This window comes from Geobacillus uzenensis, from assembly GCF_002217665.1.
In the GTDB taxonomy this organism is placed as follows: Bacteria; Bacillota; Bacilli; order Bacillales; family Anoxybacillaceae; genus Geobacillus; species Geobacillus subterraneus.
This window is the reverse complement of sequence record NZ_NEWL01000006.1, coordinates 431,723-454,400: the sequence shown is the minus strand read 5'-3', so window position 1 is coordinate 454,400 and position 22,678 is coordinate 431,723. Positions and strand designations below refer to the sequence as shown.

Genomic DNA, 22,678 nt, shown 5'->3' with positions numbered 1-22,678 from the left:
CCGCTGCGAATATAAAACCGTTCGGGGGGACGATGGAAAGATGGCTGCCATTTTGGTTGTGGATGATGCGAAGTTTATGAGGGTGACGTTGGCGCGCATATTGCAAAAAGCGGACCATACGGTAGCCGGTGAGGCGGAAAACGGCAAAGAAGCGGTCGAACTGTACCGCCGGCTGCGCCCGGAGCTAGTCATCATGGATATTACTATGCCGGTCATGAACGGAATCGAAGCGGTGCGGGCGATCAAGGAAATCGACCCGGGAGCGAAAATCATTATTTGCTCAGCGCTAGGGCAGCAACGCATGGTCGTCGAGGCGATTGAAGCGGGCGCCGCCGACTTTATTGTCAAACCGTTTGAGGAAAGCCGCGTGCTCGAGGCGGTCGCCCGCCTTTTATAGACAGCCTGGCGCCGACGGAGCGTTTGAAGGGGGGATGATAGGCAAGTGGAGGAGTTTTTGCTATAATAATAGCGTTGCCTATGAATTTTGCGGGAAGAAGGTGATGGCTTTGGCGCTTGTTACATCGCTCATCGCCATTGTGATGACGTTTTTCGTCTTTTTTGTGCGCATGAAAGCAGCGGAAAAGCCGACGAACGCGAAAAAAATTCTTTTGCCGCCGCTGTTTATGAGCACCGGGGCGCTCATGTTCATCGATCCGGTGTTCCGCGTTACGCGCGGAGAGCTCGTTGAAGCGGTGATACTCGGCATGTTTTTCTCATTATTTCTCATTAAAACGTCGAAATTCGAAGTTCGCGGCCACGACATTTACTTAAAGCGCTCAAAGGCGTTTATTTGGATTTTGCTCGGCTTGATCGCCATCCGCTTCGGTTTGAAGACATATTTAGGGCGGACGATCGACTATGGCCAACTAAGCGGCATGTTTTATTTGCTCGCTTTTTCCATGATCGTCCCGTGGCGGATCGCCATGTATGTGTCGTATAAAAAGTTGGCGGCGCAGCTGAAGCCTCCGGTGCTCACTTGACGTTCTCCCCGCTTGTATGTGCCATGTTGAAGCGGGAGGTTTCCGGGAAGATCAAGGAGGGTGTCCCAAAAGCAACGGGACACCCTCTTTCACTATACTACATACGCACCAAACAGCTTCATGGCGGTGTACTTTGCCTTTTGCAGGAGGCCAATGGTTTTGGCCATTTTTTTAGTTTATTGCCGCCTAACACCTTTCTGCCACGCCGGAGGAGTTGCGTGGCCAAAACGGACGAAAGCCGCTGACATCCGGCTTAAAGGGCGGGACGGTCAGCGGCTTTCCAGCAAATGTTGATACGGGGCAAGATCGATGTTTTTCGCTTGCAACGTCCGGATTAAAAACTTATGGTCGCGCTTTGGCGTAGCGATAATATAGCCGCGGATGAGCAAATCGCGCGTGATGCGGGGGGCTTGTTCCTTCAAGGCAAGCTCGCCGATTTTGCCGGCGATCTTTTGCCGTGCCACATCGCGGAACAGCTCCGGCACAGGGCGGACGAGCTCCTCAAGCAATGCCTTTTCTTCCTCTCCCCATAAATGGCGCGTCTGTTCGATGTAATACTCCTGCCAGTCAAGCTCCGATTTTCCGTCTTCCTTCGGCAAACGTTTTAAAAACTTGCGGAACATAAAAAAGCCGCCGATCGACATCATGACAAGCAAAAAGACGACCCAAAACAAAATAAACCAAAGAAACCATCCGGTCAGCACGATGCCCACCTCAACGATCATCGGTAGTTTGCCGCCAGGCCGTTGCTGGCAGCCAAGCGGTTCATACAAGCTCGTCTATTATTATGTCGAAAAGCGCACGGTTTGGCAAGTTTCGACCCGCCGCTCTCAGAGCCTGAAAGACGGGCGGAAAGCAGCTGTTCTAGTCTGTCATCAATCGTAACGCAACTGTAATGCAACTGTAAAAAAGCCTGTCTCGTCTTAGAACATCAAGCGCTCGGGTGATGGCAGTCGGCGTCAATGGAAATGATAGACAGTGACATTCTTCTTGTTGCCTGCTAATCTAGTAGACAAACAAAGCAGGTCGAAATACTGTGGTCGGGAGGGATCGAAGGAATGAAAAAAACGATTGTCGCGCTCGCTGCCGCTTGTTGCATGGCATTCGGCTGGCAGGCGCCATCGGCGGAAGCCGCGGGCTCGTATACATACTATCAAGTGAAAAAAGGCGATACGTTGTCAAGGATCGCCAAACAATATCATACAACTGTTACGACGCTAAAGTCGTTAAATCGGTTAAAAAGCGACATGATTTATATTGGTGAGAAGTTGAAAGTGCCGGCTGCAGCGAAAACGACAACGACAGCGTCCGCAAACAAAAAGGGGGTTTCATTGAGCGCCGCCGACCGGAAGCTGCTCGCTCAATTGGTGCAGGCGGAGACCGGTTCGAGCGAGCCGTTTGCCGGCAAAGTGGAGGTGGCGCTCGTCGTTTTCAACCGCACGAAGCATCCAGAGTTTCCGAAGACAGTGCGCGGCGTCATTTATCAAAAAACAAAATCGGGCTATGCGTTTGTGCCGGTCAAAACAGGAAAATTGACCCGCATTCAACCGACGAAGCAAGATTACGAGGCGGTGGACAAGGCGCTTGCTCTCTTCCCAAACGACCGCCGTGGTTCGCTTTATTTCTATAATCCGAAAATCACGAAAGACAAATGGATGCTGTCGCGTCCGGTGACGATTCGCATCGGACATCACGTCTTTGCAAAGTAAACGGGGCCGAATGGGGCCTCTTTTTTTCGGTCCTGACAAAAAACATCACCAAAGCGGGCCTCGGTTTGATGACAGCTGCCGCGATGGGAGAGAAGACGGCCATAGCTGTCGAGTGAGGGGGACGCTTCGTTTAGGGCTGGTTAGGGCGGAACCAACAACGATCACGGTCTGCACATGCCCCGCTGTTGCCGCAAGAAGGGGTCCCTAAAGCTTCCCGTTCAGCTTGCGGTGAAAGAGCCGAGGTTTGGTCCGCTTGAAACCGCATGAAAGAGTGAACGGTATATAGGTGCTGTCCGAAACTGGCGAAATAGGTTTTTGAATAAACAATAAATATGTTATGTAAACTTTTAGGCGTGATGGTTTCTTATGTGCGGGTCGCCATGCCGGCCGTCTTTAGGACGATAGAAGCGGCGCGGGCTTCCTCTTTGCAGGAAAAAAGAAGCGCCAAGCGCCGCTGGTTGCCAAGGCACTCACATGTCGTGGCTTGTATTATGCTTTTGCCGCGTATGATTGCGGTTTTTCACCTTTTTTGAGCCGTCAAGCGGTTCCGGCTGCCCGGGGTTGTCGCCTTTTGGCGCGTTTTTGCGCATGTCTTTGCCGTCGTTTTTGTTCGTCATCGCCTTGTCCCTCCTTTTGTTGATTAGCATGCCGACGATGGCTGCCGCTTATTCGGTGTATAATTTGCCGGCGGTTTGAAACGATAAGTAGTGAACAATGGGCATGATCGCAAAGGAGGAACGAGCCATGGTATATCATAAAACGAAGCAAGATGCGTTTCAGGCGGCGCAAAAGGCGACGATGGAAGCAAAGGAATGGCACGACCATTTAGTGCGCGACCAGGCCGACTACGGCCACCAGTTAGCCCATTTGCGGCAAGAAGTGAATGAGGCGTTTGCCCAAATCGAAAACGCGCTCGAGGTCGCTTCCGAAACGCAGCGCGTTCAGCTCGAGAAATTCCGCAACGATTTGCAAGGAATTGTCGCAGAGATCAACCAAGATGAGTAAGGGAATGCCGGCGGCGGACATTCCCTTTTCTGATGGCTATGGCAAGCCGGGATGGCGGAACGGCCGCCACGCTATTGGTTCTTTTTTCGTTTTTTGTTGTTTTGGCGCTGTGCTTCTGTCAGTGGTTCATTCGAGAACTCTTCGTTGTAGCCGGCGCCCATCCCTTGCGCTTTGGCGGCGTTCATGCCAGGGATCACGTGGTTTGCTTTTCGCTTTGCCATTCGTTTCACCTCCGCTTCTAGTTTGCGACGAAACGGGCCCCTTATTCCTTTTCAGCCGCTGTCAGGCATGAAAATGGCGAAATGATGGAAATCATTATTTACAACTTGTGCTGTTCTATAATAAGATAAAGTCGTGCCGAACTTTATGGGGATTGGGAGAATTCATGCTATTTTTTCGACTTTTGTGCGAAAAAATAGTATAGTATTATTATGAAGTGAAGGGGGTTATACATATGGCGAAACAAGATGTGTTCAACGCCCGCTCTTCATTCGAAGTCAACGGTAAAAAATACAATTATTACCGTTTGCAAGCGCTTGAAGAAGCGGGCATCGGCCAGGTGAGCCGCCTGCCGTACTCGATCAAAGTATTGCTTGAATCGGTGCTCCGCCAAGTCGACGGCCGCGTCATCACGAAAGAGCACGTCGAAAACTTGGCGAAATGGGGAACGCCGGAAATGAAAGACATCGACGTGCCGTTTAAGCCGTCGCGCGTCATTTTGCAAGACTTCACCGGCGTGCCGGCTGTCGTCGATTTGGCTTCGATGCGCAAAGCGATGGCCGATTTGGGAGGCGATCCGTACGAAATCAACCCGGAAATTCCGGTCGATCTCGTCATCGACCACTCGGTGCAAGTCGACCGCTACGGGTCAGACGATGCGCTGGAGTACAACATGGATTTGGAATTCAAACGGAACGCCGAACGGTACAAGTTTTTGAAATGGGCGCAAAAAGCGTTTAACAACTATCGTGCCGTTCCGCCGGCAACGGGGATCGTCCACCAAGTGAACTTGGAATATTTGGCAAGCGTCGTTCACGCGGTCGAAGGGGAGAACGGCGAGTACGAAGCGTTCCCGGATACGCTTGTCGGCACGGACTCGCATACGACGATGATCAACGGCCTCGGCGTCCTCGGTTGGGGAGTCGGCGGCATTGAAGCGGAAGCCGGCATGCTCGGCCAACCGTCGTACTTCCCGGTGCCGGAAGTCATCGGCGTCCGCCTGACAGGCAAGCTGCCGGACGGAGCGACGGCCACCGACTTGGCGCTTAAGGTGACGCAAGTGCTCCGGAAAAAAGGCGTCGTCGGCAAATTCGTTGAATTTTTCGGACCAGGAGTGGCGACTTTGCCGCTTGCCGACCGGGCGACGATTGCCAACATGGCGCCGGAATACGGGGCAACGTGCGGCTTCTTCCCGGTCGACGCTGAAGCGCTTGACTATTTGCGCTTGACCGGCCGCGACGAACATCACGTTCAAGTCGTCGAAGCGTATTGCAAAGCGAACGGTTTGTTCTACACGCCGGATGCACCGGAGCCGGTGTTTACGGATGTTGTGGAAATCAACTTGTCGGAAATTGAAACGAACTTGTCTGGCCCGAAACGGCCGCAAGACTTGATTCCGCTCTCGAAAATGAAACAGTCGTTCCGCGACGCGGTGAAAGCGCCGCAAGGCAACCAAGGCTTTGGCTTGACGGAAGCGGACTTGGAGCGGGAAATTACGGTCGAGCTGAACGGCGAACAAGTGAAATTAAAAACAGGTGCCGTCGTCATCGCGGCGATCACAAGCTGTACGAATACGTCGAACCCGTACGTCCTTGTGGCGGCTGGCTTGGTGGCGAAAAAAGCGGTGGAAAACGGCCTCACGGTGCCGAAATACGTCAAAACGTCGCTCGCGCCGGGCTCGAAAGTCGTCACCGGCTATTTGCGCGACTCGGGCTTGCTTCCGTATCTCCAGCAGCTTGGGTTCAACGTCGTCGGCTACGGATGCACGACATGTATCGGCAACTCCGGCCCGCTTGCGCCAGAGCTGGAAAAAGCGCTTGCTGAAAGCGATTTGCTTGTCACAAGCGTCCTGTCCGGCAACCGGAACTTTGAAGGCCGCATCCATCCGCTGGTGAAAGGCAACTATTTGGCGTCGCCGCCGCTTGTCGTCGCCTATGCGCTTGCCGGCACGGTCGATATTGATTTGCTGAACGAGCCGATCGGCAAAGGAAAAGACGGCAATGACGTTTACTTCCGCGACATTTGGCCGTCGATGGAAGAAGTGAAAGACGTCGTCAAACGGGCGGTCGATCCGGAACTGTTCCGCAAAGAATATGAGCGCGTGTTCGACGGCAATCCGCGCTGGAACGCCATCGAAACGACGGACGAGCCGCTCTACCAATGGGACGAAAACTCGACGTACATCCAAAATCCGCCGTTCTTTGAAGGGCTGTCTCCGGATGTGCGCAAAGTCGAGCCGCTTACCGGCTTGCGCGTCGTCGGCAAGTTCGGCGACTCGGTCACGACCGATCACATTTCCCCGGCCGGCTCGATCGGGAAAAACACGCCGGCAGGCCAATATTTGATTTCGAAAGGCGTCGAGCCGAAAGACTTCAACTCATACGGTTCGCGGCGCGGCAACCATGAAGTGATGATGCGCGGCACGTTTGCCAACATCCGCATCCGCAACCAAATCGCGCCGGGCACGGAAGGCGGCTACACGACGTACTGGCCGACGGGTGAAGTGATGTCGATTTATGACGCGTGCATGAAATATAAACAGGACGGCACCGGGCTTGTCGTCGTTGCCGGCAAAGACTACGGCATGGGCAGCTCGCGCGACTGGGCGGCGAAAGGAACATTCTTGCTCGGCATCAAGACGGTCATCGCCGAAAGCTTTGAGCGCATCCACCGCTCGAACCTCGTCTTGATGGGCGTCTTGCCGCTTCAATTCAAAGAAGGCGAAAACGCAGAAACGCTCGGCTTAACGGGCAAAGAAGTGTTCGAAGTCCAGATCGATGAGAGCGTCAAACCGCGCGACCTCGTCAAAGTGACGGCGACAAACCCAGAGACGGGCGAGAAAAAAGAGTTTGAAGTGATCGTCCGCTTCGACAGTGAAGTGGAAATCGATTACTATCGCCATGGCGGCATTTTGCAAATGGTGCTGCGCGAAAAACTGGCGAAGGTGAAGCAATAACTATAAAAAGCAGGCTTCCGCACCGGGAAGCCTGCTTTATTTTGTGTTGAGCTTTTTCGCCGCGTTTTCGAGCTTGCTTTTCGGGTCCGGAGTAAGCGTTCCGTCTTGGCCGAAGCCTTGCGGGTTGACGCCCGGCGCCTTCGTGCCGCGATTGCGGCCGCCGTTTTTCGCCATCGTTTTCACCTCCACTTGGATAGTATGGCCGGTCTAGGTGAAAATATAAGCAAAGCACGGCCGGCAAAGGAGGGAAGAGTGATGAACAAAGGGTTAAAAACGGCGCTCGCAACGATCGCGCTGGCACAGTTTTTAAAGATCCCGATCAAACAGCTTGAGACAGGCCGGTGGAATTGGCGGTTGTTTTTCGAAACAGGGGGAATGCCGAGCTCCCACTCCGCCGGCGTTTCGGCGTTGGCGACGTTTATCGCGTTAGAGCGGGGGATGCGGACGATTGATTTTGCGCTCGCCGCGCTGTTCGGATTGATCGTCATGTACGATGCGCAAGGAGTGCGGCGCCAGGCGGGCGAACTCGCCTTGCGCCTGAACGAGCTTGCCGAAGAGGTGAAAAAGCTCGAAGACGATCCGCAACAGGCCGTATACAAAAAACGGCAGCAACAGCTCCGCGCCCGCCTCGGCCACGAGCCGATCGAAGTCGTCGGCGGGGTGCTTCTTGGGATCGTGACTGGCGCTGTTTCCCATTGGACGTGCCGCCGCCGGCGAAAGGCTAGACGATGAAGCGAATGAGGCATTGGCGCTTCGGGAGGATGAGATGGACCGGACAATGAAGCTGCATTATGCCATTTCTTAATTTGGAAAGCAGGATGGACGCCATGTTTCTTTTTCCCTTAGAAAAACGTGTTTTTCACCGTCTTTCGGGAAGGCCGGCAAGTGAACGAGCAAGGAAGCGCCGTCCTTTCGTTTTTCAAGCGGAGAAACGTTGCAGACGTGGATCGGTTCGCTGCTGGGATGATGGACAGTGACGCCCAATGCGAAAAAAGCTGTCCCGCCTTTCATGCAGGACAGCTTTTGTTGCTATGAGGAGATGTTCCGTTTTTCCCGCCACCGTTTCCCCCATAAGCGTGCACTTGGAAGTTCAGAGAGGATCATGCCGGCCAAAATGGCGATGCCGCCGAGCCAAGCAGACGGCGACAGCCGCTCGCCGGCCCAAAGATAGGCGGTCAGAGCAGCGAACACCGGCTCCGTAGCGAAAATGAGCGCCACGCGGGTTGGCGTCGTATATTTTTGCACCTTTGTCTGGATGAAAAAGGCGGCTGTCGTCGCCAATAGCGAGGTGATCGCGAGCGCCCCCCACACTTCCGGACGGCGGAGCACCGCCGTGTTCCACATGTTTGTCGCCTCCTCAAACCAAAAAGCAAAGATGAAACAGAGGACAGCGACGGTAAAAATTTGCACCATCGTTAACAGCAATGTCGAATAACGTGACGAATATTGACCGGTGATAAGAATGTGCATGGCAAAGGAAATGGCGCAAAAGAAGACGAAGACGTCGCCGCGGTTGAATGACAGCTCGGCTCCGCCCGTCAGCCAATATAAACCGAAGGCGGCGAGCACCGCTCCGACAGCTGCATTTGCGGTCGGTTTTTGCTTTAGCATCAAAAACGAAAACAGCGGCACGAGCACGACGCTCAGCCCGGTAATAAAGCCTGCTTTCGAGGAAGTTGTATACAAAAGCCCGACCGTTTGGAACGCATAGCCGCTAAACAACCACAGCCCCATCCAAGCCCCGGCGCCGACGATCCGCCATGATAACTGGCCGAGCAGCGGGCGGGAAACGATGACCGTCCATGCGAACAAGGACAAGCCGGCCAAACTGAAGCGGACGGCGTTAAACGATAACGGCTCTAAAAAGGAAATGGCGTTTTGGACGACGACAAACGTCGCCCCCCAGACGAACGCCACCGCCAGCAAACTAAGATCGGCGACGGTTTGCTGCTTCAATTCGATTCCTCCTTGTTTGTCTGTTCACGTCGAGCCATTTGATCGGCTGCTAGCCGCTAGTGTATCATAAATGCGCCGAAAAAAACATACTTTTTTGGAAAAAGGGTGGGCGGCAGCACAAAACGGTTGATACAACCGTTCATCGTGCATAAAAATAGGTAATGAACAAGGGCGGAAGTGTGGTAAAATAAAAATCAGCTTCGATCATCGCAACGCGGAAGGGTGACGACCGTTGGATGTGCAAATCCATTGGACATATATCACGCCGAAAAAGCAAGAAACCGTTCTCGTATCAGATTGGATCGATGCCCAAGAGTCGCTTCGGTTGGCTGACGATTTTGAAAAAACCGGGCGGACGAAGGCGCTTGAGTTCGTCGACCGAAATGGGACCGCGTGGTCGAAAAAAGAGCTCGAGAAGCTGCTGAAGGAAATCGAAAGCGAGCCGCATGACGTCGTAGCGTATTTTGATGGCGGGTTTGACCATGAGACGGCTCAAGGCGGCGTCGGCGCGGTCGTGTATTATAAGCAAAATGACCACCGCTACCGGCTGCGCGCCAACCGCCAGCTCGGCGAAATCAAGTCGAACAACGAAGCGGAATATGCGGCGTTTTGGTTTGTGATGCAGCTGCTTGAGGAGCTTGGCGTCCGCCATTTGCCAGTGACGTTCCGCGGCGACTCTCATGTTGTGTTAAAACAGCTGTCAGGCGACTGGCCGTGTTTGGAAGACGATTATAACGCTTGGCTTGACCGCATTGAAGCAAAAATGCGCGACCTTGGCATTCAGCCGGCGTATGAGCCGATTTCGCGCAAGCAAAATAAAGAGGCGGATTCGCTCGCGCGCCAAGCGCTCGACGGACAGCTGATCACGAGCCGAATGGAATTGACGGAGAAAGGGTAAGGGTCGATGGGAAAGAAGCGAAACCGACGGAAAGAAATATTGGACCAAATCGCTTGGCTGGAGGAAACGTACTGCGATGGCTGCTTTTTAAAAAGCACGTTCCGGAAAGAGTACGGCAAAACGTACGCCCAATCGTTTTGCATCCAGCAATGCACGGTCGGGGAACAAATGCGGCAGTACGGGGAGATGCTGCTTTCCGCACCGCCGCGGCCGCGCCAATGACAGGCGATGGGAACAGGCGGTGTTTCTCTTACGCGGTTTGTGCGGCCGATGGGGGGCAACCGGCGTTTTTGCGCGTCTAGAAGAGCGGTGATTTAGCCGATCATACGGTGTCAAACGACGTTTCACTGTTGTAAATAGCGGAAGCTTTCCAAAACGATTCATGTTGAGGAAACAGTGATTTTCACCGATCTTCTAGAAGACCGGTGATGAAAGGAGCAGGTTGCTTCACCGCCTTGTTTCTCAAATGGAGAAACCTTGTGACATCAGCTTCTCGTTTCACGTCATCCGGCGTCCGCTAGGGGCGGTCGCTGTTTTTCCCCAGCCTTCTAGGGGCGGCAGGCGGCGGGGATGGCGCGGCAGCGTAGCGAAAAGCGCTTCGCCCGGCGGGCGAAGCGGGGGAAGTGCGCCCGAAGAGGCCGGCAGCAAAAAGAGCTTCGCCTCGCGAAGCTCCGACCGACCCGGGTTATTGTTGCGCCTCGCGAAGCTGGTGCTCAGCGCGGGTCAACTTTTGTTCGCATCGGGCAAGAACGTCGTCGTCCACGCCGGTCGCTTCCTGCCGGGCGCGGGCAAGCTGGCGGCGGGCGTTTTCGATCGCTTGTTCCGCGTGGTCAAGCATTTCCGGATCAAGCTGCATTGTCGCCTGACCGACCATTTTTTCTGCCGTCTCGACGAACATTTCCACTTGTCTTAAATCGTTGTACCCTGTATGTACGTCGGCATCGCGTTTTGCCATATGAACACCTCCCTTTGCTATTGTTTGCCTCTTGACTGAATCTATGCATTGAAATGGAAAAAGGCACCTTGACTAAGGTGCCTTTTGTTTCCGCTCCCGTTCTTTCGTCTATGTCAACGAAGCCTTATAATTTGACAACGTTCGCTGCTTGCGGTCCGCGGTTTCCTTGTACGATTTCAAACGAAACTTCTTGGCCTTCTTCTAACGTTTTGAACCCTTCACCTTGGATTGCCGTGAAGTGAACGAATACGTCCGAACCGCCTTCCACTTCGATAAAACCGTAGCCTTTTTCGTTGTTAAACCATTTTACTTTACCACGTTGCATAATACTGAATTCCTCCTAATACCTTTAGCCAGCTTGGCTAACCTCAAGATTTTTATCAAATAACAAAATATACTCCACAGCAATCCAAGAAGCGTATTCGTGCTGAATGCCTGAAATATATTCTGTTATGTGATGACTTTACTATACACTACCGAAGGTTACCGCGTCAAGCAAAAGAAAGGAAATTTCCGAAAAAAGTGGCTTGCCCGTCTAAAAAACGCCGCATGGAAAAGGAAAACGGGCGGCTGAAGGAGAAAAAAGTCATGAACGGCCGAAAAAAACCATACATTGGAATAGGAATGACAAAAAGGGGGAGAAGCGGATGTACCGCGGAAAAATCGCGGGCCAAGAAGTGATCGTCCGGCTGGGCAACCGGGTGAGCCGCCGTTATTTCAGCGACAATAAAATTTACCACATGGTTCTTTCGTACGGGGAATCAGCGTTCCGCAAAGGGCAGGACACGTTTTGCATCTACAACGATCGCGTCGGCTTGATTGTCGCGGAAGTCGAGCAACAAGACGTCCCGGTCATCCGGATCGACTACATTATCGAGAACGAAAATGTGTACGAATAATCAATTGACAGCGGAAGGCGAATGCGGTAATCTCGAATGTAAGCGGTAACAAAACAAGCCGCATTCGTCCCTGCTTCTCCCAGGGGCAGACGTGCCGCGAGAGCATCGTCTGTTTCTTTTTTGGCTCGCGTTGAAACAGGCGGCTTCGTTTTTTCGTATGATGATATGACAAGAGAGACAAAGAGGTGACTACGGTGTTATTGCGCAAAATGATGTCAAAAGTCGGAGTCGGGTCGGCGCACGTCGACTTGATCTTAAATAAATCGTTATGGCGCCAAGGAGAAGTGATTCAAGGGATCGTCCACATTTACGGCGGAACGGTGGAACAAAGGATCGAGCGGCTCGACGTCGAGCTTGTGCAAAAAACGATCGAAAACGGCAAGGAGCGCGATGCGGTCGTGGCTGTCATCCCGGCGGCCGGAGCGTTCGCGATCAAGCCGAGCGAGAAAAAGGAAATCCCGTTTTCCTACACGATTCCGGAAACCTTGCCGCCATCGCGCCCGGGCCGGTCGTACCGGTTCATCACCCGCCTTCATATCGAAGACGCGGTCGATACGCTCGACTTCGACTATGTGCAAATTTTGCCGAAAAAATAGGTTGACAACGCTTACACATTTGCGCTATGCTAGAGACAAGTTAATGAGTTTGTGGCGGAGAAACGGAGACCCACACATGTTCCCTTGTTAGGGGGAAGTGTGTGGGTTTTTTGTTTTTCGCCCAACAGGCATCCTTCCGGAAGGTCCGCCGAAGCAGGAAATAAAAGAAGAAACCGCGAATGAAAAGGAGGAAGCGAGCAAATGTCACCATTTTTAGGAGAACTCGTCGGCACGGCGCTGCTTATCATTTTCGGAGCTGGGGTGTGCGCCGGCGTGAACTTAAAGAAATCGTATGCCGCAAATTCCGGCTGGATCGTCATTACGATGGGATGGGGGCTGGCGGTGGCGGTGGCCGCTTATGCGGTCGGAAAGTACAGCGGCGCCCATCTCAATCCGGCGCTGACGGTGGCGTTAGCGTTGAGCGGCGACTTCCCATGGGGAGATGTACCGATGTACGTCATTGCCCAAGTGCTTGGGGCGATGGCCGGTGCGACGGTTGTTTATCTTCACTATTGGCCGCATTGGAAGGAAACGGATGATCCAGCAGTGAAACTCGGTGTGTTTGCGACCGGACCGGCCGTGCCGAATCCGGCAGCCAATTTGTTGAGTGAAATCATCGGCACATTTGTGCTCGTGCTGGCCATTTTGGCCATTGGCGCCAACCGATTCGCCGATGGACTCAATCCGTTTGTTGTTGGTTTTTTGATTGTGGCGATTGGGCTGTCGCTCGGCGGTACGACCGGATATGCCATTAATCCGGCGCGAGACTTTGGGCCGCGGTTAGCTCACTTTTTGCTGCCGATTCCGGGAAAAGGGTCGTCGAACTGGTCGTATGCATGGGTGCCGATTGTCGGGCCGCTGCTTGGCGGCGCGTTAGGCAGCTTGGTGTATAAAGCGCTGTTTTTAGGCAAGGCAAGCCCGGCGCTATGGGGAGCGCTCATTGCCGCGGCGGCGGTGCTGGCTGGGGTCGGCATGGTTCATCGAAAAGAGAGGGAATCAGCTGCAGCGGAACGCCGTTCGACCTGACAGAACGTCCGGCGTTGGAGGAGGAGCTGCTAGGCAGAAAAATCGAACAAGAGAGGGGAATGTTCATGACAGACCAATACATTTTATCCATTGACCAAGGTACAACGAGCTCGCGCGCCATTTTGTTCAACCGAAATGGGGAAATTGTCCATATGGCGCAAAAAGAGTTCACTCAATATTTCCCACAGCCCGGCTGGGTCGAGCATAACGCGAACGAAATTTGGGGATCGGTGCTTGCGGTCATTGCCAGCGTCTTGTCCGAGGCGCAAGTGAAGCCGGAACAAGTGGCGGCGATCGGCATTACGAACCAGCGGGAAACGACGGTTGTCTGGGAAAAAGAGAGCGGCAACCCGATTTACAACGCCATCGTTTGGCAATCGCGGCAGACAGCTGATATTTGCGACGAGTTGAAAGCAAAAGGGTATGATCCGCTGTTTCGCGAAAAAACGGGACTGCTCATTGACGCTTATTTTTCGGGAACGAAAGTGAAATGGATTTTGGATCATGTCGAGGGGGCGCGCGAACGGGCGGAGCGCGGCGAGCTGCTGTTTGGCACGATCGACACGTGGCTCATTTGGAAGTTATCCGGCGGCCGCGCCCATGTGACCGACTACTCGAACGCATCGCGCACTTTGATGTTCAACATTCATACGCTCGAATGGGATGACGAACTGCTTGCAATTTTAAACGTGCCCAAGGCGATGCTTCCTGAGGTGCGCCCGTCCTCGGAAGTATACGCGAAAACGGTTCCGTATCATTTCTTCGGCGTGGAGGTGCCGATCGCGGGAGCCGCGGGCGACCAGCAGGCGGCTTTGTTCGGTCAGGCGTGCTTTACGGAAGGGATGGCGAAAAATACGTACGGCACCGGCTGCTTTATGTTGATGAATACGGGAGAAAAAGCGGTCCAATCGAAACACGGGCTGCTGACGACGATCGCCTGGGGCATCGATGGCAAAGTCGAATATGCGCTTGAAGGCAGCATCTTTGTCGCCGGTTCGGCCATTCAATGGCTGCGCGACGGCTTGCGGATGATCAAAACGGCGGCCGACAGCGAGACGTACGCGGAAAAAGTCGAGTCAACGGATGGGGTGTACGTCGTCCCGGCGTTCGTCGGCCTCGGCACGCCGTATTGGGACAGCGAGGTGCGCGGGGCGGTGTTCGGCCTCACGCGCGGCACGACGAAAGAGCATTTCATCCGCGCGACATTGGAATCGCTCGCTTACCAGACAAAAGACGTGCTCGCCGCCATGGAAGCGGATGCCGGCCTCCCGCTGACGACATTGCGCGTCGACGGCGGGGCGGTGAAAAACAACTTATTGATGCAGTTTCAAAGCGATTTGCTCGCTGTGCCGGTTGAGCGGCCGATCATTAACGAGACGACGGCGCTCGGAGCGGCGTATTTGGCCGGGCTGGCGGTCGGCTATTGGGACAGCCGCGAAAACATTGCCGCTCAGTGGCAGCTCGAACGCCGCTTTGAGCCGAAGATGGACGACGCTAAGCGGACCGCGCTCTATGAAGGATGGAAAAAAGCGGTGCGGGCGGCGATGGCGTTTAAATAACAAGGGAAGACGGATGCCCTTCGCTAAGGGTGTCCGTTTTTTTGTGGCTGAAACGAGAGGCGCAGTTGCCAGTTTGGCAGCGGAAATCGGTTCTAATGCAAGCCCTCACAAGCTTCGATTTATTAGCGGGCGGCACGAAAAACGAGAGAAAGCCACTATCCTATTTCCTAAAACTATGTGCTAAATGCTCAAACAAAATGAAACACAACAGCTGCGAAGAAACGAAACGGCCTGTCGTCTCGTCTATGTCTCAGCGTCAAACAGTCAACATCGCAAAGGTTGAAGTAGACAGAATAAACAAAAAAGTTGTTGCCTTTGCCCACTTATGGTAACATAAGAGGTAAATTACATACGTCTTATCAAGAGTGGGCGAGAGAACGGGCTTGATGACCCCACAGCAACCTGCCGCTGGCAAGGTGCTAACACCCGCAAAGCGATGTCGCTTTGGATGATAAGAACGGCTATCCCCTTTCGCATCATTCCGAGGCGGAAGGGGGTTTTTTATTGAAAGGGAGGTGAGGGGGAAGCAGTGGCGGAACGACTGTCGCTGCGCGCTTGCATGGCGGCGCATTTGCCGGCGGCGACGTTTGCTGTTCATGTCATGCGCTGCGTGCGGACGGAGCTCATCCGGTTCGATCGGCAGGCGGTGGTGCATATCGACCGCGGGGACGGCTATATCCACTTGTATGGGGAAGCGCAAGGAGCGATGTTTTCCATCGTGCTGACGAACGATGAGGCGGAGGAATGGAAAGCGGAAGGACCGTATGCTCTTGACCGCTATGTATGGATGGAGCTAGGAAAAAAGGACATTTTCCCACCACGAATGACCCCGTATTTGCGGGCTGTGTTTTCCATTGAATCATAGAAAGGAAGAACAACGAATGGCAGTCAAAAAATTTGAACACGTTGGCATCCAGGTGAAAGATATTGAAACATCAAAAGCATTTTATCAAAACGTCGTCGGCCTCGAGCTGCTCAGCGAGATGATCCATACAAACGGGACGATGAAACTGGCGTTTTTAGGGCTTGACGGACAGATCATCGTCGAGCTGATTGAAGGATACAATCCGAATTTGCCGACGGAAGGAAAAGTGCATCATGTTGCCTTTACAGTCGAAGGCATTGAGCAGGAGAAAGAGCGGCTCGTGTCGCTTGGCGTCCCGCTCGTTTGGGAGGACATTACGGAGCTTCCGAACGGGGCGAAATATTTGTTTTTCCTCGGCCCGGACGGGGAATGGATCGAATTTTACGAGCCGGAACGATAAGAAGAATGAAAACAGGCGGCCTGCGATTTCGGCCGCCTGTCGCCATCGATCGGGCTTTGGGCGCCAGAGCGTGGCTGGCGCCTCCTTCTATTTTCTTGCCTTGACCGCACGCCGAGCGGTGGCATAGGTCTGTCAGCTTCGCTTTGTACGGATGGCGGTCCGTGTGTGTTAGGGCTGACATTCGGGAACGATTCCCGATGGAGCAGCTTCGTTGTTCACGACGCTCATTGTGGCATGGACAGCAACTTTGGGGCGAAAAGTGCGCTTTAGGGGTCGAGGCCTTTCCGATTGGATGATATACTAGAAAAAGAGGGGAGGAGATTTCGTGGAAGAAACGATCGTTCACGCTATTCAAGACGACTATCCGGATGAATTCGCTTGGTGCTATGGCTGTGGCCGTTTGAACGAGCACGGCCACCATTTCCGCACCGGATGGCAAGGGGACAAGACGGTGACCGTATACACGCCGCGCCCCGAACATACAGCCATCCCTGGATTTGTGTATGGCGGGCTGATCGCCTCGCTCATCGACTGCCACGGCACCGGTTCAGCGGCGCTGGCGCTGCACCGGAAAAACGGCCATGAGCCGGGCAGCGGGGAAGCGCCACCGCGCTTTGTCACCGCTTCATTGCATGTTGATTTTCTCAAACCGACGCCGCACGGGGTGCCGCTTGTGGCCGTCGGCACAGTGACGGAAATTCATCCGAAAAAATGGCAAGTTGACACCGAAGTGTTCGCCAATGGCGAATTATGCGCCCGCGGGCAAGTCATCGCCGTCGTGATGCCGAAAACATTTGTCCGCCCTTAACAAACAGCAAAAAGCGCCGAAAAGCCGCTGTTTTTGTTAGCGCTTTCTTCGGCGCTTTGCCGCTGAGGGCGGTGAAGAATTGAGCGCCCCCTGCAGTTCAGCTCGCGCTGGCGGGCCAAGCCCATCATCCCCCTTGTCATTGTTGGGGTCTAGGAAGGCATGGAACAGTTAAAATAAATTTATAAAATTTCGTAAAACTCTATATACAATTTGCAAAAACTATTATACAAGTTGTGTATAGAGGTGAATACCGTTACAGAAAAACAAACAATATAAAGAAGTTGGAATTCCTTGTTCGAAAGACCTATCGAAGGCTAAAACACATCAGGCACAATTCTATTCATCAAATCACTGCATCTTTGGTGAAAACCAAGCCAGAGTATGTAGTCATGGAGAGCTTAAATACTCATGGAATGCTAAAGAACAGAAAGCTATCGAAAGCCGTCCAAGAACAAACATTCCATGAATTTAAAAGGCAAATGGAATATAAGTGTGCCTGGAATGGGATCAAGTTGATACTTGCCGATCGATTCTTCCCTTCGTCTAAAACTTGCAGCCATTGTGGGGCTGTAAAAGAGAAACTTTCTTTGTCAGAAAGAACGTTTGTATGTGATGAATGTGGAAGTAAAATAGACAGGGATGTGAACGCAAGTAGAAACTTAAAAAAATATGGTGAGTCAATAGCCTAGCACGAAAAGCGGCTATTGACATGTACCCATTCGTTAGTGGGGAATTGAAGCCTTCGGAGCGCCACATCCAACGAGAGTAGCTTTGGCGAAATCGGGTGCGATGAACAAGGAAAGAAACATAAACTTTTATAAAGTTTGATAAAGGCTTTATAAAAGTTTTATAAGTTTTCTGTAACGGAAATCGCGTCCTTCCCGCGAATAAAGTAACACGATACGAAAACAGAAAGGGTGGCACAGCATGAAATCAACCGTCAACTTGCATGACGTCATCGCCGGCCAAAGCGCGCCGCCGCCGTGCGATACAACGCTCGGCGTTCGCTTGACAGAAGCACAAAACGGCTATGCGAAAGGGGGATGGAAGGTAAGTGAATCGCTGCTCAACGGCAACGGCGTCATTATGGGGGGATTTGTCGGCGCAGCTGCGGATATTGTGATGGCGTATGCGGTGACGACCTTGCTTCATGATGATCAAATGCACGCTTCAATCAACTTACAAACGACGTTTCATCGTCCGATGGAAGCCGGGGAGGCGGAAATCGAGGCGCAAGTGGAAAAGTTCGGCCGCACAATCGCCTATGTGACCGCCATCGTGCGGCAAAACGGCAAAGAGGTGGCGAGCGCCACGTCATCTGTACTGATCATGGAAAAACGATGAAACACCGGTCATTCGTGCGAGCGGGACATAGGGGATTCCGAAAGCGGACCAAGCGGCATTTCGAGCAACCCCTCTCCCACCTCTTTCTGACCTTGCAGGAAGGAGAACGGCGAAGCGGCAGCGAAAGAAACAGGTAGCTGATCGTCGAAAGGGGATGATTCGATGTACCAACAACCCGAGAAAAGCCGCTGGACGGGGCGGGTGGACAGTGTGAGCGATGAACGGGCGTTTCGCCTCCACCAGCGCATTCGTTTGTTGGATTTGACGCAGCCGTTGGCGCCGATGGAACAAGCAGCGGCTCTCATCGGCTTTGCCTGCGACGAGGGGGTGCGCCGCAACCAAGGCCGCCAAGGGGCGAAAGAGGCGCCAGCCGCTGTGAAAGCGGCGTTGGGCCGGCTGCCATGGCATCTTCCGCAAGGAGTGTCTGTCTTTGATGCGGGCGATGTCGTTTGCGTGGATAGACGTCTCGAACAAAGCCAAGCTGAACTCGGCAAAGCTGTCTCCCGCCTGCTGCGAAGCGGTGCGGCGCCGGTGGTGATCGGCGGCGGCCATGAGACGGCGTATGGCCATTATTTGGGCGTCCGCGAAGCGTTAGGGACGGATGTCCGCCTTGGCATCATCAACATTGATGCCCATTTCGATTTGCGGCCGTATGATGACGGGCCAACATCCGGGACGATGTTTCGGCAAATTTTGGATGAGGACAAACAGGTGGGGTATTGCTGCTTAGGGATTCAGAAGCTCGGCAACACGGCGGCGCTGTTTGCGGATGCACAGCGGTATGGATGCGAGTACATGTTGGAAGAACAGCTGACTGCAGGGCCGATGGAGGCGGCTTATGAACAGATCGAACGATTTGCCTCAACGTATGACGGTGTGATGTTGACCATTTGCATGGACGCCATCAGCGCTGCCGCCGCGCCGGGGGTGAGCGCGCCGTCGCCGTTTGGGCTCGCGCCGTCGCTGGTGCGCGCGCTCATTCGCCGCATCGTTGCGCATCCGAACACGATCAGCGTTGATCTTTGCGAAGTCAATCCGCTCGTGGATGAAGGCGGAAAAACCGTGGCGCTCGCCGCTGCTTTTTGCCTAGACATCCTTCTTCATTTTCGACGTTTGCAAAGCCGCGTCGAAAACGTTCGATGAACACGTTGCACGAGTCATTCCACAAAGCAGCCGGGGCGGTGAGAAGATGAAATTGGTCATTGCCGAACGGGATGACAACGAACGGGAGGCGATCCGCTGGCTCGTGTCCGCGTATTCCTTGCCGATTGAGCAAGTATATACGGCGGCTACGGTCGAGGAGATGATGGCGCTTCTTGAGCGGGAGGCGCCGGAGCTGTTGTACGTCGAATTGGATATGATTCCGTATGAACAGTGGGGGAAAGCGACATCTTGCATCCGCTTGTTTTGCCAACGGGTGATTGCTGCAACCGCGGAGGCGACATTCGCGCGGGCGAAGCAAGCGATCGACTGGCAATGCGTCGATTTGCTTGTGAAGCCGCTTGAGCCCGCCAAATTGAAGCAAGCGTTGCGAACGGCGGCTTCATTTGCCGCCGGGGACGGGCGCTCTCGGCCGTCCGCGGGCGTTGGCGGTCATGATGGCGATTATCGCTCGCTATTTGCCGATGACTGTGTTGACGTGTCGACCCACGTATGGCTTGTGCAGGCCGAACAGCCTGCCTTCTCTTCTGAAGTGGTCCGCTTTTTAACGAACTATCCGTTTCGCCGGCGGGCGCGCGTCTTGCCGTTGACCTATATGGCGGCCTGTCTCTTTCCCGAGCTGCCGGGCGACGGGAAAGAGGAAGCGTGGAAGATGTTGCGCGATTGGGAGGAGGAACATCATGAGCCATTGGCGGTCGTCATCATGCCGCCGGATGGCCGACAAACGGTGCGTGGGCGATACCAAGCCGCTCGTCGGCTGCTCGAGACGACGTTTTTTATCGGCTACCGGCAAGTGATTGCTCCGGCGCCGGATGATGGGCGGTGGCGTGACTTGGATCCGTTTCTGACGCCGGAAGAGCAGCGGCAATGGATCGAGATGCTTGAGCGGTTTGACCATGAAGCGGTCAAGCGATGGCTTCAGCGGGAATTTTCCCATTGGACGCCTCCGTTTCCGAGCCCGGAGATGGTGCGCACGCGGCTGACGAGCATCTTGGCGCAAATCCGGCGGTTTATGAAGACGTACCGCCTGGACCGCGGCACGACCGAACGCGAGTATATGCGCCTGTTTCAAGAGATTTTGTACAATCCTGTGCTGTATCGCATCGTTCAAGAATTGATATTGTTTTTATATCGGCTTCTCTACGAGGCGAGGCGGGCTGACACAGACGCGCGCGTCGACGCCATCGAACGGGGGCTCCGCTATATGGAAGCCCATTTTCGCGACCCGTCGCTCACGTTGGAGCGGGTCGCGGCGGCAGCCGGCCGCAGCCCCGCGTATTTCAGCCATTTGTTGTCGAAAAAGCGCGGCGTGACGTTTCGCCAGTGGCTGACGAACCGGCGGCTTGAGGAAGCGAAACGGCTGCTTCGGCAGACGGATTTGTCGATTAAAGAAATCGCCGAACAAACCGGGTTTCGCACCGCCCATTATTTGACGCGCGTCTTCAAAGCCGAACTGAATGAGACGCCGACCGCCTACCGCGATGAACAACGATCGTATCGGTCATCACCGCGGTAGGCGGTTTTTTTCAAAAAAAATGAACAGCGATCAAAAGAAATGGATCAATGAAGGAGAAAGAAATATGAAATTTCGAAAAAAATGACTCACCTTTAAAAGAGGTGCATCTATCTCCGTTCTCTTCCCTTCTTTACAATAAAAACAAAGAGGGAAAAGGAGAGGATGACGGTGACAGACAAGCGAACGGTGCAAGCGCTTTCCGGAACAACGCGGCGAGCGAAAGGATGGATTCAGGAAGCGGCGCTGCGCATGTTGCACAACAATTTGCATCCGGATGTCGCCGAGCGGCCCGATGAGTTGATCGTCTACGGCGGCATCGGGAAAGCGGCGCGCAACTGGGAATGTTACGAGGCGATTGTAGACACTCTTCTCCGGTTGGAAAACGATGAGACATTGCTCATTCAATCGGGCAAGCCGGTCGCGGTGTTTCGCACCCACCCGGACGCACCGCGCGTGCTCATGGCCAACTCGAACCTCGTGCCGGCATGGGCGACATGGGACCATTTCCATGAACTCGACAAAAAAGGGTTGATCATGTACGGGCAAATGACGGCCGGCAGCTGGATTTACATCGGCAGCCAAGGGATCGTCCAAGGGACGTACGAAACGTTTGCCGAAGTGGCGCGCCAGCACTTTGGCGGCACGCTGGCAGGAACGATCACGGTCACGGCCGGCCTTGGCGGCATGGGCGGGGCGCAGCCGTTGGCGGTGACGATGAACGGCGGCGTCTGTCTCGCCGTTGAAGTCGACCCGGCCCGCATCCAGCGCCGCCTTGACACGAAATACCTTGACACGATGACCGACAGTCTGGACGCCGCGCTCGCCATGGCCAAACGGGCGAAGGAAGAGAAAAAAGCGCTGTCGATCGGCCTTGTCGGCAATGCGGCCGAAGTGTTGCCGCGGCTCGTTGATATGGGTTTTGTTCCGGACGTCTTGACCGATCAAACGTCCGCCCATGATCCGTTAAACGGCTACATCCCCGCGGGGTTGACGCTTGAGGAGGCGGCCGAGCTGCGAATGCGCGATCCGAAGCAATACGTTGCCCGCGCCAAACAATCGATCGCTGAGCACGTACGGGCGATGCTGGCGATGCAAAATCGTGGAGCGGTGACGTTTGATTACGGCAACAACATCCGCCAAGTAGCGAAAGACGAAGGAGTCGAAGATGCCTTCTCCTTCCCGGGTTTTGTGCCGGCGTACATCCGCCCGCTCTTTTGTGCAGGAAAAGGCCCGTTCCGCTGGGTGACGCTCTCCGGCGATCCGGAAGACATTTACAAAACCGATGAAGTCATTTTGCGCGAGTTCAGCGAGAACGAACGCCTTTGCCATTGGATTCGCATGGCGCAAAAACAAATCCAATTCCAAGGGCTGCCGGCGCGCATTTGCTGGCTTGGCTACGGCGAGCGGGCGAAGTTTGGGAAACTCATCAACGACATGGTCGCCCGCGGTGAATTGAAGGCGCCGATCGTCATCGGTCGCGACCATTTGGACTCGGGTTCGGTCGCCTCGCCGAACCGGGAGACGGAAGCGATGAAAGACGGAAGCGATGCCATCGCTGACTGGCCGATTTTAAACGCGCTGTTGAATGCAGTCGGCGGCGCAAGCTGGGTGTCGGTTCACCACGGCGGCGGCGTCGGCATGGGCTACTCCATTCACGCCGGCATGGTCATTGTCGCCGACGGGACGAAAGAGGCGGAAAAACGGCTGGAACGCGTGTTGACGACCGACCCTGGTCTTGGTGTTGTCCGCCACGCCGACGCCGGGTATGAGCTCGCCATTCGGACGGCGAAAGAAAAAGGCATCGATATGCCGATGCTCAAATAGAA

At 54.2% G+C, this 22,678-nt stretch carries 27 protein-coding genes and 1 riboswitch; of the genes, 20 read left to right on the top strand and 7 right to left on the bottom strand.

What is annotated here, in order from left to right:
- Window positions 1–40 precede the first annotated feature (40 nt).
- Both B9L21_RS09720 and B9L21_RS09715 read left to right on the top strand, forming a co-directional pair.
- Window positions 41–397 (top strand): response regulator, encoded by a 357-nt coding sequence (locus B9L21_RS09720; protein ID WP_063166199.1) that lies wholly within the window; start codon window positions 41–43, stop codon window positions 395–397.
- A 103-nt stretch (window positions 398–500) separates the two neighbouring features.
- Window positions 501–980 (top strand): CcdC family protein, encoded by a 480-nt coding sequence (locus B9L21_RS09715; RefSeq protein WP_409071359.1) that lies wholly within the window; start codon window positions 501–503, stop codon window positions 978–980.
- A gap of 269 nt (window positions 981–1,249) precedes the next feature.
- Here the strand turns inward: B9L21_RS09715 and B9L21_RS09710 are convergent, their stop codons facing one another.
- Complete coding sequence (locus tag B9L21_RS09710) at window positions 1,250–1,684, bottom strand: DUF2621 domain-containing protein (protein ID WP_033023234.1); 435 nt, start codon at window positions 1,682–1,684, stop codon at window positions 1,250–1,252.
- A 354-nt stretch (window positions 1,685–2,038) separates the two neighbouring features.
- On the opposite strand from B9L21_RS09710, the gene B9L21_RS09705 reads away from it, so the two are divergent.
- Window positions 2,039–2,689, top strand: a complete 651-nt coding sequence (locus tag B9L21_RS09705; RefSeq protein WP_063166198.1) for a cell wall hydrolase — start codon at window positions 2,039–2,041, stop codon at window positions 2,687–2,689.
- A gap of 470 nt (window positions 2,690–3,159) precedes the next feature.
- Here B9L21_RS09705 and B9L21_RS09700 read toward each other — a convergent pair whose 3' ends face one another.
- Window positions 3,160–3,306, bottom strand: coding sequence for a small acid-soluble spore protein P (locus B9L21_RS09700; protein WP_011230843.1), 147 nt, complete (start codon window positions 3,304–3,306; stop codon window positions 3,160–3,162).
- Window positions 3,307–3,433: 127 nt separating this feature from the next.
- On the opposite strand from B9L21_RS09700, the gene B9L21_RS09695 reads away from it, so the two are divergent.
- On the top strand, window positions 3,434–3,694 hold the full coding sequence (locus B9L21_RS09695) for a hypothetical protein (protein WP_063166197.1): 261 nt from the start codon (window positions 3,434–3,436) through the stop codon (window positions 3,692–3,694).
- A gap of 71 nt (window positions 3,695–3,765) precedes the next feature.
- On the opposite strand, the gene sspO is transcribed toward B9L21_RS09695, so the two are convergent.
- Window positions 3,766–3,915 carry a small acid-soluble spore protein O gene (sspO, locus tag B9L21_RS09690; RefSeq protein WP_008879509.1) on the bottom strand — a complete coding sequence of 50 codons (150 nt, stop codon included), beginning with the start codon at window positions 3,913–3,915 and terminating at the stop codon, window positions 3,766–3,768.
- 233 nt (window positions 3,916–4,148) lie between these two features.
- Between sspO and acnA the strand changes: the two genes are divergently transcribed.
- Window positions 4,149–6,869, top strand: coding sequence for an aconitate hydratase AcnA (gene acnA / locus B9L21_RS09685; protein ID WP_063166196.1), 2,721 nt, complete (start codon window positions 4,149–4,151; stop codon window positions 6,867–6,869).
- Between the two features lie 36 nt (window positions 6,870–6,905).
- On the opposite strand, the gene sspL is transcribed toward acnA, so the two are convergent.
- Window positions 6,906–7,043 carry a small, acid-soluble spore protein L gene (gene sspL / locus B9L21_RS09680; protein ID WP_020959474.1) on the bottom strand — a complete coding sequence of 46 codons (138 nt, stop codon included), beginning with the start codon at window positions 7,041–7,043 and terminating at the stop codon, window positions 6,906–6,908.
- An 81-nt stretch (window positions 7,044–7,124) separates the two neighbouring features.
- Between sspL and B9L21_RS09675 the strand changes: the two genes are divergently transcribed.
- On the top strand, window positions 7,125–7,601 hold the full coding sequence (locus B9L21_RS09675) for a divergent PAP2 family protein (RefSeq protein ID WP_063166195.1): 477 nt from the start codon (window positions 7,125–7,127) through the stop codon (window positions 7,599–7,601).
- A gap of 297 nt (window positions 7,602–7,898) precedes the next feature.
- On the opposite strand, the gene B9L21_RS09665 is transcribed toward B9L21_RS09675, so the two are convergent.
- Complete coding sequence (locus B9L21_RS09665; protein ID WP_063166193.1) at window positions 7,899–8,825, bottom strand: DMT family transporter; 927 nt, start codon at window positions 8,823–8,825, stop codon at window positions 7,899–7,901.
- A 232-nt stretch (window positions 8,826–9,057) separates the two neighbouring features.
- Between B9L21_RS09665 and B9L21_RS09660 the strand changes: the two genes are divergently transcribed.
- Together B9L21_RS09660 and B9L21_RS09655 are read left to right on the top strand one after the other, a co-directional pair.
- The gene (locus B9L21_RS09660) at window positions 9,058–9,723 is read left to right on the top strand and encodes a ribonuclease H family protein (RefSeq protein WP_063166192.1); all 666 of its coding nucleotides are present in this window, start codon (window positions 9,058–9,060) and stop codon (window positions 9,721–9,723) included.
- A gap of 6 nt (window positions 9,724–9,729) precedes the next feature.
- Window positions 9,730–9,945, top strand: coding sequence for a zinc-finger domain-containing protein (locus tag B9L21_RS09655; RefSeq protein ID WP_063166191.1), 216 nt, complete (start codon window positions 9,730–9,732; stop codon window positions 9,943–9,945).
- Window positions 9,946–10,408: 463 nt separating this feature from the next.
- On the opposite strand, the gene B9L21_RS09650 is transcribed toward B9L21_RS09655, so the two are convergent.
- Both B9L21_RS09650 and cspD read right to left on the bottom strand, forming a co-directional pair.
- Window positions 10,409–10,678: a DUF2564 family protein gene (locus B9L21_RS09650; protein WP_063166190.1), complete on the bottom strand. Its 270-nt coding sequence runs from the start codon at window positions 10,676–10,678 to the stop codon at window positions 10,409–10,411.
- 124 nt (window positions 10,679–10,802) lie between these two features.
- Window positions 10,803–11,003, bottom strand: coding sequence for a cold-shock protein CspD (gene cspD / locus B9L21_RS09645; RefSeq protein ID WP_003251474.1), 201 nt, complete (start codon window positions 11,001–11,003; stop codon window positions 10,803–10,805).
- A gap of 322 nt (window positions 11,004–11,325) precedes the next feature.
- Here cspD and B9L21_RS09640 point away from each other — a divergent pair, with 322 nt between their 5' ends.
- The 12 genes from B9L21_RS09640 to hutU all read left to right on the top strand — a co-directional run bounded on the left by B9L21_RS09640 (window position 11,326) and on the right by hutU (window position 22,676).
- Window positions 11,326–11,577, top strand: coding sequence for a hypothetical protein (locus B9L21_RS09640; protein ID WP_020959480.1), 252 nt, complete (start codon window positions 11,326–11,328; stop codon window positions 11,575–11,577).
- A 194-nt stretch (window positions 11,578–11,771) separates the two neighbouring features.
- Window positions 11,772–12,173, top strand: a complete 402-nt coding sequence (locus B9L21_RS09635; RefSeq protein ID WP_063166189.1) for a sporulation protein — start codon at window positions 11,772–11,774, stop codon at window positions 12,171–12,173.
- 201 nt (window positions 12,174–12,374) lie between these two features.
- Window positions 12,375–13,199 carry an MIP/aquaporin family protein gene (locus B9L21_RS09630; protein WP_063166188.1) on the top strand — a complete coding sequence of 275 codons (825 nt, stop codon included), beginning with the start codon at window positions 12,375–12,377 and terminating at the stop codon, window positions 13,197–13,199.
- A gap of 65 nt (window positions 13,200–13,264) precedes the next feature.
- Window positions 13,265–14,758, top strand: a complete 1,494-nt coding sequence (glpK, locus tag B9L21_RS09625; RefSeq protein ID WP_063166187.1) for a glycerol kinase GlpK — start codon at window positions 13,265–13,267, stop codon at window positions 14,756–14,758.
- Window positions 14,759–15,111: 353 nt separating this feature from the next.
- Window positions 15,112–15,216, top strand: a riboswitch (SAM riboswitch).
- A gap of 71 nt (window positions 15,217–15,287) precedes the next feature.
- The gene (locus B9L21_RS09615; protein WP_063166185.1) at window positions 15,288–15,623 is read left to right on the top strand and encodes a hypothetical protein; all 336 of its coding nucleotides are present in this window, start codon (window positions 15,288–15,290) and stop codon (window positions 15,621–15,623) included.
- Window positions 15,624–15,639: 16 nt separating this feature from the next.
- Complete coding sequence (locus B9L21_RS09610; RefSeq protein ID WP_063166184.1) at window positions 15,640–16,023, top strand: VOC family protein; 384 nt, start codon at window positions 15,640–15,642, stop codon at window positions 16,021–16,023.
- 325 nt (window positions 16,024–16,348) lie between these two features.
- Complete coding sequence (locus tag B9L21_RS09605) at window positions 16,349–16,831, top strand: PaaI family thioesterase (RefSeq protein ID WP_063166183.1); 483 nt, start codon at window positions 16,349–16,351, stop codon at window positions 16,829–16,831.
- 233 nt (window positions 16,832–17,064) lie between these two features.
- Complete coding sequence (locus B9L21_RS09600) at window positions 17,065–17,520, top strand: RNA-guided endonuclease InsQ/TnpB family protein (protein WP_225995647.1); 456 nt, start codon at window positions 17,065–17,067, stop codon at window positions 17,518–17,520.
- A gap of 238 nt (window positions 17,521–17,758) precedes the next feature.
- On the top strand, window positions 17,759–18,175 hold the full coding sequence (locus B9L21_RS09595) for a PaaI family thioesterase (protein ID WP_063166182.1): 417 nt from the start codon (window positions 17,759–17,761) through the stop codon (window positions 18,173–18,175).
- A gap of 162 nt (window positions 18,176–18,337) precedes the next feature.
- Window positions 18,338–19,318 carry a formimidoylglutamase gene (hutG, locus tag B9L21_RS09590; protein ID WP_063166181.1) on the top strand — a complete coding sequence of 327 codons (981 nt, stop codon included), beginning with the start codon at window positions 18,338–18,340 and terminating at the stop codon, window positions 19,316–19,318.
- 46 nt (window positions 19,319–19,364) lie between these two features.
- Window positions 19,365–20,852: a helix-turn-helix domain-containing protein gene (locus B9L21_RS09585; protein WP_063166180.1), complete on the top strand. Its 1,488-nt coding sequence runs from the start codon at window positions 19,365–19,367 to the stop codon at window positions 20,850–20,852.
- 162 nt (window positions 20,853–21,014) lie between these two features.
- Window positions 21,015–22,676 carry a urocanate hydratase gene (hutU, locus tag B9L21_RS09580; RefSeq protein WP_063166179.1) on the top strand — a complete coding sequence of 554 codons (1,662 nt, stop codon included), beginning with the start codon at window positions 21,015–21,017 and terminating at the stop codon, window positions 22,674–22,676.
- Window positions 22,677–22,678 lie beyond the last annotated feature (2 nt).

Bases quoted from the DNA above. Each gene is read 5' to 3' on its own strand.
- B9L21_RS09720 (WP_063166199.1), top strand. From the start codon at position 41: ATGGCTGCCATTTTGGTTGTGGATGATGCGAAGTTTATGAGGGTGACG.
- B9L21_RS09715 (WP_409071359.1), top strand. From the start codon at position 501: ATGGCTTTGGCGCTTGTTACATCGCTCATCGCCATTGTGATGACGTTT.
- B9L21_RS09705 (WP_063166198.1), top strand. From the start codon at position 2,039: ATGAAAAAAACGATTGTCGCGCTCGCTGCCGCTTGTTGCATGGCATTC.
- B9L21_RS09700 (WP_011230843.1), bottom strand. From the start codon at position 3,306: ATGACGAACAAAAACGACGGCAAAGACATGCGCAAAAACGCGCCAAAA.
- B9L21_RS09695 (WP_063166197.1), top strand. From the start codon at position 3,434: ATGGTATATCATAAAACGAAGCAAGATGCGTTTCAGGCGGCGCAAAAG.
- sspO (WP_008879509.1), bottom strand. From the start codon at position 3,915: ATGGCAAAGCGAAAAGCAAACCACGTGATCCCTGGCATGAACGCCGCC.
- acnA (WP_063166196.1), top strand. From the start codon at position 4,149: ATGGCGAAACAAGATGTGTTCAACGCCCGCTCTTCATTCGAAGTCAAC.
- sspL (WP_020959474.1), bottom strand. From the start codon at position 7,043: ATGGCGAAAAACGGCGGCCGCAATCGCGGCACGAAGGCGCCGGGCGTC.
- B9L21_RS09675 (WP_063166195.1), top strand. From the start codon at position 7,125: ATGAACAAAGGGTTAAAAACGGCGCTCGCAACGATCGCGCTGGCACAG.
- B9L21_RS09655 (WP_063166191.1), top strand. From the start codon at position 9,730: ATGGGAAAGAAGCGAAACCGACGGAAAGAAATATTGGACCAAATCGCT.
- B9L21_RS09650 (WP_063166190.1), bottom strand. From the start codon at position 10,678: ATGGCAAAACGCGATGCCGACGTACATACAGGGTACAACGATTTAAGA.
- cspD (WP_003251474.1), bottom strand. From the start codon at position 11,003: ATGCAACGTGGTAAAGTAAAATGGTTTAACAACGAAAAAGGCTACGGT.
- B9L21_RS09640 (WP_020959480.1), top strand. From the start codon at position 11,326: ATGTACCGCGGAAAAATCGCGGGCCAAGAAGTGATCGTCCGGCTGGGC.
- B9L21_RS09630 (WP_063166188.1), top strand. From the start codon at position 12,375: ATGTCACCATTTTTAGGAGAACTCGTCGGCACGGCGCTGCTTATCATT.
- glpK (WP_063166187.1), top strand. From the start codon at position 13,265: ATGACAGACCAATACATTTTATCCATTGACCAAGGTACAACGAGCTCG.
- B9L21_RS09610 (WP_063166184.1), top strand. From the start codon at position 15,640: ATGGCAGTCAAAAAATTTGAACACGTTGGCATCCAGGTGAAAGATATT.
- B9L21_RS09595 (WP_063166182.1), top strand. From the start codon at position 17,759: ATGAAATCAACCGTCAACTTGCATGACGTCATCGCCGGCCAAAGCGCG.
- hutG (WP_063166181.1), top strand. From the start codon at position 18,338: ATGTACCAACAACCCGAGAAAAGCCGCTGGACGGGGCGGGTGGACAGT.
- B9L21_RS09585 (WP_063166180.1), top strand. From the start codon at position 19,365: ATGAAATTGGTCATTGCCGAACGGGATGACAACGAACGGGAGGCGATC.
- hutU (WP_063166179.1), top strand. From the start codon at position 21,015: ATGACGGTGACAGACAAGCGAACGGTGCAAGCGCTTTCCGGAACAACG.